This is a genomic window from Cytobacillus oceanisediminis (genome assembly GCF_022811925.1).
GTDB classification, from domain to species: Bacteria; Bacillota; Bacilli; order Bacillales; family Cytobacillaceae; genus Cytobacillus; species Cytobacillus oceanisediminis_D.
The window spans coordinates 1,366,157-1,383,175 of record NZ_CP065511.1 but is presented as its reverse complement, the minus strand read 5'-3'; the positions used below and the strand labels follow the sequence as shown (position 1 = coordinate 1,383,175).

13 protein-coding genes are annotated in these 17,019 nt (G+C 42.5%); 3 read left to right on the top strand and 10 right to left on the bottom strand.

Features of this window, described 5'->3' with window-relative positions:
- Window positions 1–370 precede the first annotated feature (370 nt).
- A complete protein-coding gene (locus tag IRB79_RS07150) occupies window positions 371–4,843 on the top strand; it encodes a glutamate synthase-related protein (RefSeq protein ID WP_243507720.1) in 4,473 nt (1,490 codons plus the stop codon).
- 374 nt (window positions 4,844–5,217) lie between these two features.
- Window positions 5,218–6,297 carry an FUSC family protein gene (locus IRB79_RS07145; RefSeq protein ID WP_243507718.1) on the top strand — a complete coding sequence of 360 codons (1,080 nt, stop codon included), beginning with the start codon at window positions 5,218–5,220 and terminating at the stop codon, window positions 6,295–6,297.
- A gap of 60 nt (window positions 6,298–6,357) precedes the next feature.
- On the opposite strand, the gene nikC is transcribed toward IRB79_RS07145, so the two are convergent.
- The 10 genes from nikC to fabL all read right to left on the bottom strand — a co-directional run bounded on the left by nikC (window position 6,358) and on the right by fabL (window position 16,598).
- A complete protein-coding gene (gene nikC / locus IRB79_RS07140) occupies window positions 6,358–7,218 on the bottom strand; it encodes a nickel transporter permease (protein ID WP_050807843.1) in 861 nt (286 codons plus the stop codon).
- 54 nt (window positions 7,219–7,272) lie between these two features.
- A complete protein-coding gene (locus IRB79_RS07135; RefSeq protein ID WP_243507716.1) occupies window positions 7,273–8,277 on the bottom strand; it encodes an ABC transporter permease in 1,005 nt (334 codons plus the stop codon).
- A 119-nt stretch (window positions 8,278–8,396) separates the two neighbouring features.
- A complete protein-coding gene (locus IRB79_RS07130; protein WP_243507714.1) occupies window positions 8,397–10,007 on the bottom strand; it encodes an ABC transporter substrate-binding protein in 1,611 nt (536 codons plus the stop codon).
- Between the two features lie 77 nt (window positions 10,008–10,084).
- Window positions 10,085–11,053 (bottom strand): ABC transporter ATP-binding protein, encoded by a 969-nt coding sequence (locus IRB79_RS07125; protein WP_243507713.1) that lies wholly within the window; start codon window positions 11,051–11,053, stop codon window positions 10,085–10,087.
- The gene (locus IRB79_RS07120) at window positions 11,028–12,044 is read right to left on the bottom strand and encodes an ABC transporter ATP-binding protein (RefSeq protein WP_243507711.1); all 1,017 of its coding nucleotides are present in this window, start codon (window positions 12,042–12,044) and stop codon (window positions 11,028–11,030) included. Before IRB79_RS07120 ends, IRB79_RS07125 begins: the two co-directional genes overlap by 26 nt.
- Window positions 12,045–12,364: 320 nt before the next feature.
- Window positions 12,365–14,113: an ABC transporter ATP-binding protein gene (locus IRB79_RS07115; RefSeq protein WP_279401053.1), complete on the bottom strand. Its 1,749-nt coding sequence runs from the start codon at window positions 14,111–14,113 to the stop codon at window positions 12,365–12,367.
- 176 nt (window positions 14,114–14,289) lie between these two features.
- Window positions 14,290–14,820: a nucleoside tri-diphosphate phosphatase gene (ntdP, locus tag IRB79_RS07110; protein ID WP_009335840.1), complete on the bottom strand. Its 531-nt coding sequence runs from the start codon at window positions 14,818–14,820 to the stop codon at window positions 14,290–14,292.
- Window positions 14,821–15,112: 292 nt separating this feature from the next.
- Window positions 15,113–15,364, bottom strand: a complete 252-nt coding sequence (locus IRB79_RS07105) for a YgaB family protein (RefSeq protein WP_009335839.1) — start codon at window positions 15,362–15,364, stop codon at window positions 15,113–15,115.
- Window positions 15,365–15,570: 206 nt separating this feature from the next.
- A complete protein-coding gene (locus IRB79_RS07100) occupies window positions 15,571–15,762 on the bottom strand; it encodes a gamma-type small acid-soluble spore protein (protein ID WP_243507708.1) in 192 nt (63 codons plus the stop codon).
- A gap of 86 nt (window positions 15,763–15,848) precedes the next feature.
- Window positions 15,849–16,598: an enoyl-[acyl-carrier-protein] reductase FabL gene (gene fabL, locus IRB79_RS07095; protein ID WP_243507706.1), complete on the bottom strand. Its 750-nt coding sequence runs from the start codon at window positions 16,596–16,598 to the stop codon at window positions 15,849–15,851.
- Between the two features lie 170 nt (window positions 16,599–16,768).
- Between fabL and IRB79_RS07090 the strand changes: the two genes are divergently transcribed.
- Window positions 16,769–16,993: a hypothetical protein gene (locus tag IRB79_RS07090; protein ID WP_019383506.1), complete on the top strand. Its 225-nt coding sequence runs from the start codon at window positions 16,769–16,771 to the stop codon at window positions 16,991–16,993.
- Window positions 16,994–17,019 lie beyond the last annotated feature (26 nt).

Sequence of the window (17,019 nt, the reverse complement as noted above, 5' to 3'; positions counted from 1 at the left end):
GTTTTCTTTAACCACAATAATGAAAACGTTTACAAACAAGGCTATTTTTTATACAAAAACCAATGTCCCCCTCCAAATCATATCCAACTTTTTGTATAAATAATTGATTTCTGAAAATTCATATGATATGATGGGAGAAATCTTTTGTGTAAGAGCGGATTACGCTGACAAAAAGAGTTTAATAATATTATTAGCCTGTCCCGAATAATCTAACTATTCATTCAATAAATGCTTATGCATTTATCCTTTCAAAACAAGATTAACTTTGAAGCAGCCTCATTTAAAACCCGTAAACATTAAATTTTTATAGATTACTATTTTTCAGGAGGTGAACGGCTTTAAGGCACAGCCTTATTTTCAGCCGAATTTTATGACATTACAGCAATGGAGTCCTTCACTTTTTAAAGAGTTTCACCGCCAGGAACACGATGCATGCGGCATCGTTTCTGCAATGGAGAAAAAGAAAGTCCCTACCCGTGAAAACATTTTCAGCTGTATCAATGCACTTGTTACTATGAATCACCGTGCCGGCTTTATTAATGGAGAAGGCGACGGTGTAGGGATTCATATTGATATCCCAAGAGAGCTATGGAAAGAAAAGCTAAAGGCAGCAGGAGCAGATCCTAACGCAGCAGAAAAAGAAGGATTTGTCGTTGGACATGTGTTTATGTCCAGAAAGCAGGATACTGAATCACTAAAAGCCATTTTGCTGCAAAAGCTTGCTGACGCAAATCTAATGGTTATTTATGCATCTGACGAAGTAACCGAGTCCTCAGCTTTAGGTCCAATTGCCATCCAGGAGAATCCTGTATTCTGGCAGTTTGCCTGTTTAGCAGAAACAACTGGAGGAGAGCTTTCCAGGAAACTGTTTGAAATAATTGTTGATTTTGAAGAAGACGAGCATGTCCATGTCGCCTCCCTTAGCCAGCATCATGCCGTTTACAAAGTAATGGGAGCAGGGGACATTCTTCCAAAATATTACCATGACTTGGCAAGCCCGCTTGTTGCCTCGACAATGACACTGGGGCATAATCGCTATTCCACTAATACATTATCAAGCTTTTTTCGGGTCCAGCCTTTTAGCGTGTTAGGGCATAACGGAGAAATCAACACGATTGCCAAGCTCAGGGATGAAGCCAAGATGGTTGGCGTTCCGCTTGTAAAAGACGGCAGTGACTCTCAGGATCTGAGCAGAACACTTGAAACGTTTATCTGCAGGGATGGATACACCCTCTTTGAAGCAATGGATGTCATGTTCCCGCCTATCGTGAATGAAATCAAGTCATACCCTGATCACCTTCAGGATATGTACTCCTATATCCGGGAAGCATGGGGACATTTTGCTCAAGGGCCAGCAGGAATTATTTCCCGCTTTGCGGATGAGGCAGTGTTCAGTGTAGATGCACTGGGCCTTCGCCCGCTGTGGATGCTGCAAACCGAAAGTTCTTACCTGTTCTCATCTGAGCCGGGAATCATCCCATCCAGCGAATATGTTAATGAACCTAAGCCGCTATCACCGGGAGAAAAGGTAGGGCTGAAATGGGACGGAGACACTCTGGCTGTTTACGAGCATAGCCACTATCAGGCTGAAGTTTTTGAAAGATTTTCAAAGAGAGTGAACGCTGAAAACTTCCGGATTCGCCTGCAGTCTCCTAAACTGGAGAAAACCATTTCTATAAACTACCCGGATAAGATTCACAACGGGCAGTATAAAGCGTTCGGCTGGGAAAGAGACCATGTCCAGCTTGTCGAGCAAATGGCAGAAAAAGGAGCCGAGCCAATCCGTTCACTTGGACACGATTCGCCATTGGCGGCTCTGAATCCCCAGAGAAAGAACATTGCAGATTTTATTAAAGAAAGTGTTGCTGTCGTTACAAACCCTGCCATTGACCGTGACCGGGAAACTGAGCATTTCTCAACCCGCACGATTATCGGCCAGCGTCCTTCTTTATTTGAAAAACAGGAGCCAGGAGCAGTTATTGAATTGCAGACTCCTATTCTAATAGAAGGCAAAGCAGGCTTTGGATGTTCCGATGAACTTAATCAGCCGAGCTACGATCAGGTAACCTGCTTCTATCAGGAACAAAAGCTGATATCTTATTTGTCTACCACATTTACGAAAGATGAAACGGTAAAAGAAGCTTTAGACCGTTTATCAGCAGAAGCAGTTGATGCTGTCAAGAATGGCAAAACTCTGCTTGTACTCGACGACGCCAATGCTCATCAGGAGGAAGCTTACTGGATTGATCCGCACCTTGCCGTCTCTGCGATCGATCAAGCTCTAGTAAAAGAAGCTATACGCCGTGAATGTTCCCTATTGCTGCGCTCAGCTTCAATCAGATCGCTTCATGATATCATCACAGCATTCGGTTTAGGCGCTGATATTATAAGTCCTTACTATATGTTTATGACAGTTCTTGGCGAATCTGAAACACCGCTGAAGAATTTATACTCAGCTCTGACTAAAGGACTTGAAAAAGTCATTTCAACAATCGGCATTCATGAATTAAGAGGCTATGGACGTTTATTCTCTGCCATTGGTCTTCAGGAAGAATTAGCCGAATACCTGAATATAGTAAATTTCTTCGGATCTAAGGAACTTTCATTTAGCTTTAGCGCTTTAAAGGAAGACGCTTTTGCAAGAGCAGAAGATTACCAGAATGAAAAAGAACGGATCGGAAAAACATTCAGCCTTTTCCCCCGCATCTGGAAAGCGATCGGGGAAGTTGCCTCAACTGGTGACTACAATGCTTATAAGGAAAAGATCACAGAACAGGAAGATCAGAACCCAACAACAATCCGTCACTTAACCGGATTTAAGGAAACTGCTTCTCATCTAAAGCCTGAGGATATCAGCTTGCATGTTGGCGAGCATGACCTGCCATTTGTCATCTCCTCCATGTCCTTTGGATCTCAGAATGAAACAGCCTTTAGAGCCTATGCTGAAGGTGCTGACCGCTTGAACATGGTCAGCCTGAATGGCGAAGGCGGAGAAATCAAGGATATGCTTGGAAAATATCCGAGAACCCGCGGACAGCAGGTAGCATCGGGACGCTTCGGTGTTAATGCCGAGCTCCTTAATTCATCCAACTTGCTGGAAATAAAAATAGGGCAGGGTGCAAAGCCTGGTGAAGGAGGCCACCTGCCTGGATCCAAGGTAACTGCAAAAATTGCCGAAGCACGTAATGCTACGATTGGATCGGATTTGATTTCACCTTCCAATAATCATGACATCTACTCGATTGAAGATTTGGCACAGATGATTCACGAGCTTAAGACAGCCAATGACAAAGCTAAAGTTGCTGTAAAGGTGCCAGTTGTGCCAAATATTGGAACCATTGCAGTCGGGATTGCAAAAGCTGGTGCCGATATTATCACACTAAGCGGTTTTGACGGTGGTACTGGAGCAGCGAGAATTCATGCCCTGCAGCATGTTGGCCTTCCAGTTGAAATTGGTGTTAAAGCAGCCCACAATGCCCTGCTGGAAGCAGGTATCCGAGAGAATGTAGAACTTTGGGCTGATGGCGGAATCAAGAGTGCAGCAGACGTATTAAAAGTTATGCTGCTAGGTGCTAATCGTGTAGGCTTTGGTACACTTTCCATGCTTGCTATCGGCTGTACGACATGCCGCGGCTGCCATCTTGATACTTGCCATGTTGGTATTGCAACCCAGATTGATTCTGAAGCACAGGCGAAAGAGCATGGTTTAAGAAGATTTGTTCCACGTCAATTTGACCTTGCTGTCCAAGGCATCATGAACCTGTTTACTGCTTTTGGCGACGAACTGAAAGCATTGGCAGCTTCAATTGGTGTAAAAAACCTGCAGGATGCAGTAGGCCGTTCTGACCTGCTTGTACAGATTAAGGGCCAGGATCAGCTTGATCTGACTCACCTTCTGAAAACACTTGAAATCGGCCAATTCTCTGTTCAGGAAACACCTGAAGCCCTGCAGGAAGCCCAGCTGCAGGTAGCTGTTGGAGCAGAATATCTGGACGCAAGTGTGGAGGAATTGCATCAGTCACGTGAATTCCATAGCATCACTTCCGAGCAGCGGGTACTGGGAAGCCGAGTTTCCTGCCACCGTGTAAGAGACAGACTTGACGGTTCTTATAAAAATCTTCCGCAAGTTGATTTGAAATACAAAGGCGGATCCATCCCGGGCAATGGCCTTGGAGCTTACAATAGCTTCGGCATCAACATCGAAGTTGCTGGAGGGGCACAGGATGGCATCGGAAAAACTTCCTTCGGCGGACAAATTAAAATCTTTAAAGCAAAAGGCAAGAATGGCAAGTTTTATAATGGCTCTGTTGGTAAAGGCTTTGGTTATGGAGCTCAGCAAGGTTTGCTTGTGGCTCAAGGAAACGCTGATGCCCGTGCCGGAATCAGATTATCCGGAGCAGATATGATTATCGGCGGCCAGCTTCAAAAGCCGCTGCCTGAAAAGGAATACGGCAATATCGGTTCAAATGCAAATATTAAAGGGTTTGCCTTTGAGTATATGACTAATGGCCGAGGCCTGGTCCTGGGCGATGCTGGTCCATGGATCTGCGCAGGAATGACAGGCGGTGTTGTTTACTTAAGACACCAGCCGGAAATGGGCTTAACAAAAGAAGCCATCCAGCGCAGAATTGCCAAAGGTGCAAAAGTCTCCGTTACTTCTCTTTCCGATAAAGGAAAGGAAGATGTAAAAGACCTGCTTGGCCAATACGTTGCACTGCTTAAAGATCAAGGCCAGACAGAAGAAGCTTCAGAGCTGGCTTCCCTTCTTAATCATCCGGAAGACCACTTCGTTCAAGTCATTCCGGTAAAAGAACAAGCAGATCCTTCTGTTTCCACAGAGTGATATATCTGCACCAATCAAGCCCCATCCTTTTCTCAGGATGGGGCTTTTTGTCTTAGTTTGGCTTCGTTATTCTGTTTTGGTACAACTCTTTAGTTCCTTTCACTTCTTCTGTGCTCACCCAGCGGCACTATTATCCATTCTCTTGGACTTTTCACATCATTTAGGCACCCTTAACTTTTTTAATAACTTTTAATAAAAATTTCATAAAAATGCCCCTTGAACTTCTTTCCATATCCATGTATAGTACAATATTGTTTAATAATGAGCAAAACCGTTTAAAGTATGTATAATTACTGTAATTACGGTTTAATTCAACTTGCTTTTTAATGAGCCATAAGATAAAAAATCTTAAAGAAAGAAAGGACATATATTGTATGAAACTTGGCGCCCGCATACTTAAGACGGGAATCGCAATCATTCTAGCTCTTTTATTATCGGAACTTTTTCATCTGCCTGCCCCTATCTTTGCTGGAATTGCAGCTATTTTTGCCGTTCAGCCGACTATTTACAGATCTTATCTTTCTATTGTTGAACAGATCCAGGGGAATGCGATCGGTGCATTAATTGCCGTCATTTTCGTGCTTTTATTCGGCAACGATGTCTTCATCATAGGTCTGGCAGCTATCATTGTTATCACGATCAATCTAAAGCTTAAAATCGAAAACACGATTGGCCTGTCACTTGTAACCCTGATTGCCATTATGGAAACACCAGGCGATACTTTTTTGCAGTTTGCACTTATTCGTTTTTCAACCATTATGCTTGGTGTATTATCAGCTTTTATCGTTAACCTTGTATTTCTGCCTCCTAAATATGAGAATAAGCTTTACTTTAAAATATCCAACAACACGGAGGAAATTACTAAATGGATCAGGCTAAATATACGGCATGCGTCTGAACACAAGCTGCTGAAAAACGATATTGATAAAATGAAAGATAGCAATGTGAAGCTTGATCAGCTGTACTTAATGTATAAAGAGGAAAGAAATTATTTTAAACGAAATGATCTGGTTAAATCCAGAAAACTCGTTATATATAGGCAAATGATTTCGACTGTTAAACGCTCGCTGGAAACGTTAAAAAAGCTTCACCGCTATGAAAATGATCTGCAGCAAATGCCAGAAGAATTTCAGCATGCAGTTCAGCAGCAGCTTGATATCCTTATACATTATCATGAACACGTCATGCTTAAATTTATTGGGAAAGTTCGGCCGAATGTAGTGTTTGAGGAAGGCGACTTCAGCCTGAGCAGAAAGGAACTGGTGAACCTTTTCCTGGCTCAGCAAAAAGAGTATGAACATGATGAAGAGTCCATTCTCCCGCATATCATGCAAGTTGTATCAGCTATTGTTGATTACGATGAACATGTGGAACACCTTGATAAACTTATATCCAGTTTTCAGGCATATCATAAAGATGAAAATGAGGTTTCAATACCGGAGAACGCCGAATAGACCGGAGGATATCAACTAACATTCATAGGAAAAAGCAGCTGATTTCAGCTGCTTTTTTTGTTAGTTCTTCATTCTTGGATCAAGTGCATCCCTTAATCCGTCACCCATTAAGTTAAAACCTAGAACCGTAAGCATAATCGCAAGCCCAGGGAAAATCATCGTCCATGGAGCTTGTATTAGATATGCCTTAGCATCGGAGAGCATTTTTCCCCATTCAGGATTTGGCGCCTCTGCACCGAGGCCAAGGAATCCAAGGGCAGCACATTCAATGATTGCTGTGGCGATGGCAAGTGTTCCCTGTACAATAATCGGAGCCATACTATTTGGCAGCACATGCCTGAAGAGAATCCGGCTGTTGCTCATTCCGATCGCTTTTGCGGCCATTATATATTCCTCCTGTTTTACACTCAGCACCCTTGAACGGATAAGTCTCCCAAAGTTAGGAATATTGATTACCGCAATGGCAATCAGGGCATTTCTCAATGATGGACCAAGAACTGCCACAATCGCAATGGCCAGCAAGATGCTTGGGAAAGCAAGCATGATATCAAAAATGCGGGAGATAATTGTATCAACCCATTTGCCATAATATCCTGCCACCACACCTAAAAGGCAGCCAACTACAATAGATCCGATTACGGCCAGAAACCCTACCCATAAGGAGATCCTTGCCCCATAAACAACCCTTGAGAAGATATCCCTGCCGAAGTCATCCGTTCCAAACCAATGCTCGCCTGATGGCGCCTGAAGCCTTTTTGACAGCATTTGTTCATTAATTCCCTGCGGCGCAATAAGCGGTGCAAATACAGCCAGAAGAATGAAAAATAATACAATGATGGTGCCGATTAAAGCCAGTTTATTTTTTCTAAAGCTCCTCCATGCTTCCACCCAGGGGGAAACTGCTTTTTCTTCAGCTGGCATAATAGGTGGCTGAAGGTCTTTTTGTGTTGAAAGTTCCAAGTATGTTCCCCCTCCTTAATTATATTTAATGCGCGGATCGATTGCTGCATACAGCAAGTCCACCACTAGATTGATCATGACAAAGATAAATGCAATGATAAGTATGCCTGACTGGATAACAGGATAATCACGATAATTGATAGCCTCATAAATATAACGTCCGATTCCCGGCCAGCTGAAAATCGTTTCTGTTAAAATCGCTCCTCCAAGCAATAATCCCATTTGAAGACCGATAATCGTAAGAACTGGAATGATGGCATTCTTTAATGAGTGCTTATAAACGACCCAGAACATTCTTAAGCCTTTTGCCCTCGCTGTTCTGACAAAATCGGATCTCATTACTTCAAGCATCGTAGAGCGTGTTATTCTCGCAATAATCGCCATTGGTATTGTCGCTAGAGCAAATGCAGGCAGAATCAAGTGTCTGATAACATCCCAGAATTGATCCATCCTTCCCTGCAGGAGGGTATCAATCATATATATGTTCGTAATAGCCGTAATCGGATTTCTTACTTCTTCCCTTCCCGATGTAGGAAGCCAGTCCAGCTTTATGGCAAATGCCCACTGCTCCATTAAGCCAAGCCAGAAGATTGGCATGGAAACACCAATAAGTGCAAGCACCATTGCCACATAATCAAACCATGAATTCTGATACCATGCACTGATGATTCCCGCATTCACACCGATAAAAACTGCAATTAACATGGCAACGAATGTAAGTTCAATTGTTGCAGCCAGATACGGCCAAATTTCCTGGCTAATTTCTGTTTTCGTACGGAGTGATTCTCCAAGATCTCCCGTAAAAAGCCCGCCAAGATATGTAAAATATTGAAGGTACCAAGGCTGATCAAGCCCCAGCTGCTTCGTTAATTCCTCTACTGCTTCTTTTGTTGCCAATTGTCCCAAGATAATCTGTGCCGGATTACCAGGAATTGCCCGAATCATAAAAAAGACGATAAGGGAAAGCCCCAGCAGAACTGGAATAAGGGAAAACAAACGTTTTAGTGTATAGGACAGCATTGCCATTTCACCTCTCTTGAAGGTTGTCTAAAATTTGTTGGAATAGAAAAGGGAGCTACAGAACTGTACTCCCTTTTCCTTGAATATAAGAAGTATACTTATCTCACTTGAAAAGCATCTTATTTAAATTCTACAGTTGCCAGTAAATCAGAACCTGTTGGATGCGGTTTGAAGCCTGTGATATCAGCTTTGCCCGCAAGGATTGGTCTTGAGTGAACAAGAGGAATCCACGGAGCATCTTCTTTGATCAGAAGCTGAGCCTGTTTGTAAAGTTCTTCACGCTCTGCCTGGTCTGCACTAGCCTGTGCCTTTACAAGCAGATCATGCACTTCAGGGTTTTGGTAGTAAGAGTAGTTGTTAGAACCGATGCTGTCCTGGTCAAGAAGTACATATAGGAAGTTATCAGCATCCCCATTGTCGCCAGTCCATCCTAATAGGAATGTGTCAGCTTCACCATTCTTAGCTTTATCCAGGTAAGTACCCCACTCATAAGTAACAATTTTTGCTTTAACGCCGATTGCATCAAAGTTGGCTTGAAGTGCTTCAGCAACTTTTTGTCCATCCGGCATATATGGTCTAGGAACCGGCATTGCCCATAGTTCCATTTCAAAACCATCTTCATATCCTGCTTCTTTTAAAAGCTCCTTAGCTTTTTCAGGATCGTACTCATAATCTTTAACGTCATCATTGTAACCCGCTACAACTGAAGGCATTGGGTTTTTCGCAGGCTCAGCTGCACCAGCATAGAAAGCATCAATTAGAGCTTGCTTATCAACTGCATAGTTCAATGCCTGGCGGACTTTTTTATCTTTTAATGGTCCGCGGGTGCTTGTCAATCCAAGGTAAGCTACGTTTAATGATGGACGTTCAAAAGTTTGAAGGTCCGGGTTTCCTTCGATTTGGCCAACATCACTGAAGTTAACACCATCGATTAAGTCAACTTCGCCTGTAGCCAAAGCGTTCAGACGGGCAGAGTTTTCAGGAATGACACGGAAGATAACCTGATCGAGCTTTGGAAGGCCTTCCTGCCAGTATTCCTCATTTTTAACAAGTGTGATGCGGTCGTTGGCTTTGTATTCTTGGAATACAAATGGACCTGTACCAACCGGGTTGTGAAGGAATTTATCACCGTGCTTTTCAATTGCATCCGGGCTTGCAATTCCAAATGGGGACATTGCAAGGTTCTTTAAGAATGGTGCGATTGGCTTGTTTAAGATAAATTCAACTGTGTAATCATCTACAGCTTTCACTTCAGAGATTTTGTCTCCAAACTGTGAGTTATAGTAATAGAATTGCTCAGCGCTTCCCGCTTTCCATCTTTCAAAGTTGAAGACAACCGCTTCAGCATTGAAATCAGTTCCATCGTGGAACTTAACGCCTTCTCGAAGCTTCAATGTATGCTTTAGCCCATCTTCACTTGAATCCCATTCAGTAGCAAGGCCAGGCTGAATTTCTGTATCCTGCTCACCAAATTCAATCAAAGTTTCATAGATGTTTTTTGTTACTTTAAAAGATTCACCTTCTGTTGTGATAGCCGGATCAAGCGAAGTAGAGTCACCGCCGCGGCCAAATACTAATGTGCCGCCTGAAGACGTTTCTTCTGTATCTGTACCTTTCTCATTATCCTTTTCGTCTTTCGTTCCGCTGCTTGAGTTGCTGCTGCAGCCGGCAAGAGCCAGTGACAGAAGCAAAGCTGCCACAAGGAACCAAATGCCATTGCGCTTCTTCATTGTTTTCCCCCTTTTTTCTTTTGCCGGTATCGGCTATTTACATATTTATCATCCATGCAGTCCTGCCCTTTTATAGCTCAGCTATAAAGATGGCAGGCTGCAAAGTGACCTGGTTCAATTTCCTTCAGCTGTGGCCTCTCTGTTTTGCATATCTCCATGCATTCTTTGCATCTTGTATGGAATGCACATCCAGCTGGCGGATTCTGAGGACTTGGAATGTCCCCTGTTAATAGCTCCCTGTCTTTCTTTAAAGTCGGATCAGGGATGGGAACTGCACCAAGCAAAGCCTTTGTATACGGATGCAGCGGTTTATCGTAGAGCTGGTCCGATGTTGTGATCTCAACTAATCTTCCAAGATACATAACACCAACTCTATCACTGATATGTTTAACTACCCCGAGATCATGGGCAATGAATATATACGTCAGCTGAAATTCCTTTTGCAGATCTTCCAGCAGGTTGAGCACCTGTGATTGAATGGATACATCAAGAGCTGAAACAGGCTCATCTGCAATGATCAGCTTAGGCTTGGTCATCAATGCTCTTGCAATTCCAATCCTCTGCCTTTGGCCGCCGCTGAATTGATGCGGATAGCGTTTGGCATGGTAGCTGCTGAGGCCGACAACCTCAAGCATCTCCCTTACCCGCTGTTTACGCTCTTCTTTATTACCGATGCCGTGGACAATGAGAGGCTCCTCCAAAATCTGCTCAACTGTATGGCGCGGATTTAAGGAAGCAAAAGGATCCTGGAATACCATCTGCATTTCCTTTCTCATTTTGCGCATTTCCGCTGAGTTTAGGGCAGTCAGATCCTTGCCTTCAAAGACTACTTTTCCTTCTGTTGGTTCTATCAGGCGCATCAGCATTCTGCCTGTGGTTGATTTGCCGCATCCTGATTCACCGACCAATCCAAGCGTTTCCCCTTTATTGACAAAGAAGCTGATATCGTCAACCGCTTTCACATCACCTTGTTTTCTTCCAAACAGACCGCCGGTTACTGGAAAATACTTTTTTAACTGATTAACTTCCAACAGCACTTCGGTCATTAATGACACCCCCAGACTCATGCAGGAAACAGCGCACCGTATGCTGTTCTGCTTTTTCTACATTGTAAAGCGGAGGACTTTCCGCCATGCATCGGTCATGGACAAATTCACAGCGCGCTGCAAAACGGCATCCAGTCTTGATGGAGCCCGGTTTTGGGACATTTCCAGGTATGGAATACAGACGCTCCTTCTTTTCTCTTACATCAGGCACAGATTGAAGAAGTCCCTGGGTATAAGGGTGCTTCGGGTTTTTGAATATCTCTTCTACCGGAGCTTCTTCCACTATTTTCCCGGCATACATAACAATTACCCTTTCACAGACTTCAGCTACTACCCCTAAATCATGAGTGATCATAATAATGGCTGTATCCAGTTTTTCATTAAGATCTTTCATTAGAGATAGAATCTGGGCCTGAATTGTCACGTCCAAAGCGGTCGTTGGCTCATCCGCAATTAAAAGGCGCGGATGGCAGGACAATGCCATGGCAATCATTACCCTCTGCCTCATTCCCCCTGACAGCTGATGGGGATATTCCTTCATAATCTGCTCTGCCCTTGGCAGTCCAACAAGCTTCAGCATTTCAACTGCCTGCTGGATCGCAGCCTTCTTTTTAAATTTTTTATGTAATTTGATTCCTTCTACCAGCTGATCTCCAATAGTAAATAACGGATTTAATGAAGTCATCGGCTCCTGGAAAATCATAGCCACTTCATTGCCTCTTAGTTCACGCATTCTTTTTTCTGATGCATTAACAAGATCTTCTCCATCCAAGAGGATTTCGCCGCCAACAATTTTTCCCGGGGGCTGTGGAATCAGCTTCATAATGGAGAGAGATGTAACACTCTTTCCGCAGCCCGATTCACCTACAATTCCAAGAATTTCACCCTTGTTAACCGAGAAGCTGATATCGTCCACGGCGGGAACTTCTCCATCTGAAGAGAAAAAGGAAGTCCTCAGCTGCTTTACATCTAAAACTGGAGCTTGAGTCACACGGATACTCCTTTCTTGATCGTCCGTTTCTATGAAATGGGACATTTTTAACAATTTTGGACCTTAGGTCACTATCTTTTTCTCATTCTATAAAAAAAGATTGGTTAAGTCTACTCATTTTTCTAAATTATTTAAATATAGTAAACATTATATATTTTTTGATATGATTATATAAGTAATATCCTACTAATATTTATGAAAAAGATGGAGATTAATGACCGTAATTTGCGGGCAGCTATTTTAATGCTATAGTAATTTAACGCATTGCCATAAAAAAGCGCACAACAAAGCCGGCCCTGTAATAGAGCCGGCTTTTAAACCTAATTTTCAAGCTGCTGAACCTGAAAAAGCTTATAATAATTACCCTGTTTTTTCATTAATTCTTCATGGCTACCCGCTTCCGAAATTTCACCATGCTCTATCAGGATAATCCTATCCGCATGAGTGATGGTGGAAAGGCGATGAGCCACGATAAATGTCGTGCGGTCTTTAGCCAATTTTTCCAATGCTTCCTGGATCAGATGTTCACTCTCTAAATCGAGGGCTGAAGTGGCTTCATCCAGCACAAGAATTGGCGGGTTTTTCAAGAAAATCCTCGCAATGGCGATCCGCTGTTTTTGCCCTCCCGAGAGCTTCACACCGCGCTCGCCTACCTTGGTGTCATATCCTTCGGGCAAATTCATAATAAATTCGTGGGCATTGGCAGCCTTGGCAGCTTCCATTACTTCCACCTCCGTGGCATCGGGCTTGCCGAGAAGAATGTTTGTTTTAACCGATTCACTGAACAGAATATTATCCTGAAGCACCATGCCAATTTTATCGCGAAGGCTCCTTACTTTAAACGAACGGATATCAGTGCCATCAAGCAGGATTCTGCCTTCATTGACATCATAAAAACGCGGAATCAGTCCTACTAAAGAGGACTTCCCTCCTCCGCTCATTCCAACAAGGGCAATTGTCTCCCCAGCTGATACATCAAGGTTTATTTTCTTTAATACTGGAGGCTCATTCTCATTGTAGGAAAAGCTCACTTCTTCAAATTGGATATGCCCTTTAACATTCTGGCATTGGATTGCATCAGGGGAATCGTCAATATCATATTTCTCATCAATTAACTCAAATACACGATCCATGGATGCTATCGATTGAGTTAAGGTTGTTGATGAGTTAACAAGCCTTCTAAGCGGGCCGTACAATCTATCTATATAAGCGACAAATGCCATCATGACACCGAGAGAAATATCCCCCTGGATAACCTGATATCCTGAATAGCCAATTACTAAAAGCGGTGAAATATCTGTAATGGTGTTAACAACTGCAAATGCCTTTGCGTTCCACTTCGTATGGTCGATCGCTTTTGTCAGGAAATTTTTATTTTGCGCATCAAATTGAGTTTGCTCATAATCTTCAATTGCAAAGCTTTTAACAACTGCCATCCCCTGAACACGTTCATGCAGATAGCCCTGTACTTCTGCAAGAGCCTGTGAACGGGCCCTTGTCAGCTTTCTGAGGTTCCCAAAAAAGTATTTGACTGAAAATGCATAAAACGGAAATAGAAGCAGAGACACAATCGTCAACGTAACATCCATATTCAGCATAATGACAACTGCAATTAAAATGGTTGCCACATCAAGCCATAAATTCATTAAACCGGTTACTACGAATGTTTTGGTTTGCTCAACATCATTTATGACCCTGGAGATGACTTCCCCTGTTCTTGTATTTGCATAGAATCGGAAGCTTAACTTTTGAATGTGGGTAAAAAGCTTATCCCGGATATCATATAGAATTTTGCTTGCCACCCATTGGGCAAAGTATTGGCGGTAATACTCAATTGGCGGACGGGCGATGACAAATAGAGCAATCATCACAGCCATAACCATTAAAAGTGTGCTGGTCTTATCGCTTTGGCTCACTGCCTCATTGCCAATAATATCATCTATTACATACTTAATCAGAAGCGGAATCAAAAGCGGAATGGCAAATTTAATTATGCCTATTATAATGGTTCCGATAATCTGAAGCCGATACGGCTTAACGAATTTCAAATATCTCTTTATACTGTCCAACCGGATCGCTCCCCCTCTCTGCATCATGCAGCTTTTTTATATTTGATAATAAGCCGATGTTTCCAGTTATTTTTTTAAACTTACCCCTAAACCTGGTAATCATGCAGATTTGGGCAAAAATAAAAACCTGCTGACTCAAGGTCCAACAGGCGTTTTTTTCGGCATTCAGCCATTTTTTAGCGTCTGTAAGTAAGATAACGTTCATACCATATATCAATAAAGTCCGGTGCAAAAGGACCTTTTCTCTGACGGATCCAATGAATAAGATTGTCAACATTCGATTTAAGGATGCTGTCAATTACATCGGGATAATTCATTTCCTGACGGTGCCGTTCATACTCATCTTCGTCAAGCAAATTGAATGTCATGTCCGGATATACTTTAATATCCAGATCATAATCAATATACTTTAACGCTTCTCCGTCAAAAATAAATGGTGAACTGATATTGCAGTAATAATAAACACCATCTTCCCGAATCATTCCAATCACATTAAACCAGTGCTGCGAATGGAAATAACAAATGGCTGGCTCTCTTGTCACCCATGTTCTTCCGTCAGATTCTGTTACGATTGTCCGGTCATTTCCGCCAATCACTAAATTTTGTGTTCCTTTTAATACGGTTGTTTCCTCCCAGACGCGGTGGATATGCCCATTATGTTTATAGCTGTGTATTTGCATTGGTTCGCCTTCGATGGGTACCGCCATTTTTTTCCCCTACTTTCCATTCCGGAAGCTTTGCAACCTGAAAATACTTTTTTTGGCGCCATTTATTAGGCGTCCTCCCCTTCATGCCAGCGTTTACTGCACAGCATGACTCAATAATATCCAAAAGAAAAAGGCAACAAAGTACGATTCCTGTTTTCTACTATTATAACGGTAAAAGGAAATTTTTAAAACAAAGAGCCATTGAAATGTATCAACGGCTTTAAAAAAAGGATATAATAACTGATTTTATAGGCATTGAAAACCAGATAGATTTAGGGAAGGAATGTTATTTTTAAACAGTTACATTTACTTCCTGATAGGAGCGGATGACCTCTTCGGTCTGTTCCTCAAATATACGATGAATTTCTTTTAGTTCTTCTTTCATCCTTGCAATCTCATACTGTACACTTTCCAGCTCCGTTTCCTGCTGAATAGCCTTCAATTCTTCTTCAATCTCTTGGCAGCGCTCCAATTCACTTTGGAGATAAAGAAGCTTTTCCATCGTTTTCATCTGTTCTGAAACTAAACTGTTAAAGTTCTCCATGTTTGTTTCACCGTCCCCATTATTTTTCCTATTTCTATATTTCGCTGTACCTTTTTTTAACCCTTTGACTAGTTATGTTGACTTTATGGAAGTTTTGTCGAAGCGATGGCCATAGATAAAAAATTAACTGGGGACTTTGGGTCTAATACGCCAAAGAAAGAAACCGCCCTTTCCAATTAAAAGGCGGCTTCTTTCTTTTAATACTATTAGCGGCTTTGTTTGCCGGCATTTTGACCTTTGTTAGCTTCAGCTTGCTGGTTTTGCTGTCTTACTTCAGCAGCGTTTGTTTCGCTGGCAAATTCAGTACCGAATTGTCCTTGGCCAGCAGATTGTGCGTTTTGTTGTCTTACTTCTTGAACGTTAGTTCCAGCTTGAGATTGGTTTGGTTGTTTAGCCATTATAATCACCTCCACGCTCATTAATTTAACCGGGAGCGGAGGAAACTATCCAATTTTTTTAAAAACCAAAGATATCCATTTTTTCATTAAACAAGCAGAGAAATGCCTCCATCCACAATAATCGTTTGGCCGCGGATCATGCTGGATTCCTCACTTATCAAAAACATAACGGTATCAACCATATCTTCAATTTCCACCATACGTCCTGCAGGAGTTTTGGTCTTTGCTTCTTCGAGAAGCTCTGCACGGTTAGGGAAATGTTTTAAAGCTTCAGTATCAACTGCACCGCCTGAAACAGCGTTTACGACGATATTTTTGGGAGCCAATTCAATAGCCAAGTAGCGTGTCAGTGCTTCTAATGCCGCTTTGGAAACCCCTACAGTCGTATAGTTTTCCAGATAGCGGATCGAACCCAGCGAGCTGATGCTTACAATTTTTCCGCCGCCATTTTTCTCCATTAGCTTTGCAGCTTCCTGGCCGCAGAAAAGCAGGGCTTTGCTGTTAATATTCATCGTCCAATCCCAATGAGATTCTTCCAGTTCCATTGCCGGACGCAGAACGCCGGAAGCTGCATTGTTTACAAACACATCCAATCTTCCAAATTCACGGTCAATCTCCTGGAAAAGCCCTTTAATTTTTTCTACGTCACCTACGTTTGCTTTTACAACCAGGACTTTTCTTCCCAGTGCCTCAATTTCGGCTGCTGTTTCATTTGCAGCCGATTTGCTGCGTGCGTAATTGATGACAATGTCATAGCCTTCTTTGGCAAGCCTGATGGCCGTTGCTTTTCCAATTCCTCTGCTGCTTCCTGTTATCAGTGCTACTTTTTGTGTCATGATTCAGTTTCCTTTCTGTTATGTATTCCTGTTCCAAACTGTTTAGGGATTGTTATATTGGGAATTTAAAAATAACCCCTTACCGATTTCATTTTAGCTTTTTCCATGTATATATGGCAATTCGAATTAAAACACTATCTGTAATCCAAATGAGGAAAGGAAGATGGCAAATGTTTGTCGGACGGGATATGACAGAGCTTTCCATGATGTCAAAATCAGACTGGAAGGACAGTGAGCTTGCTTTTTACCATCATTCATTTCAGCAGATCATGCCTTATTTAAATGCTGAAGGCCAAACCATCCATAGGGAGATCATTGAAGAAATAGAAAACCGCGGCGGCTTGAAAAGGCAGGAAGCTGATTATACGCATGGAACCCGGGTAAGCTACGATTAATCTTATAGAAAAAGGGGGCACGCCCC

Bases quoted from the DNA above. Each gene is read 5' to 3' on its own strand.
- ntdP (WP_009335840.1), bottom strand. From the start codon at position 14,820: ATGGCGGTACCCATCGAAGGCGAACCAATGCAAATACACAGCTATAAA.
- IRB79_RS07125 (WP_243507713.1), bottom strand. From the start codon at position 11,053: ATGACCGAAGTGCTGTTGGAAGTTAATCAGTTAAAAAAGTATTTTCCA.
- IRB79_RS07090 (WP_019383506.1), top strand. From the start codon at position 16,769: ATGTTTGTCGGACGGGATATGACAGAGCTTTCCATGATGTCAAAATCA.
- nikC (WP_050807843.1), bottom strand. From the start codon at position 7,218: ATGCCAGCTGAAGAAAAAGCAGTTTCCCCCTGGGTGGAAGCATGGAGG.
- IRB79_RS07150 (WP_243507720.1), top strand. From the start codon at position 371: ATGACATTACAGCAATGGAGTCCTTCACTTTTTAAAGAGTTTCACCGC.
- IRB79_RS07100 (WP_243507708.1), bottom strand. From the start codon at position 15,762: ATGGCTAAACAACCAAACCAATCTCAAGCTGGAACTAACGTTCAAGAA.
- fabL (WP_243507706.1), bottom strand. From the start codon at position 16,598: ATGACACAAAAAGTAGCACTGATAACAGGAAGCAGCAGAGGAATTGGA.
- IRB79_RS07135 (WP_243507716.1), bottom strand. From the start codon at position 8,277: ATGCTGTCCTATACACTAAAACGTTTGTTTTCCCTTATTCCAGTTCTG.
- IRB79_RS07105 (WP_009335839.1), bottom strand. From the start codon at position 15,364: ATGGAGAACTTTAACAGTTTAGTTTCAGAACAGATGAAAACGATGGAA.
- IRB79_RS07130 (WP_243507714.1), bottom strand. From the start codon at position 10,007: ATGAAGAAGCGCAATGGCATTTGGTTCCTTGTGGCAGCTTTGCTTCTG.
- IRB79_RS07145 (WP_243507718.1), top strand. From the start codon at position 5,218: ATGAAACTTGGCGCCCGCATACTTAAGACGGGAATCGCAATCATTCTA.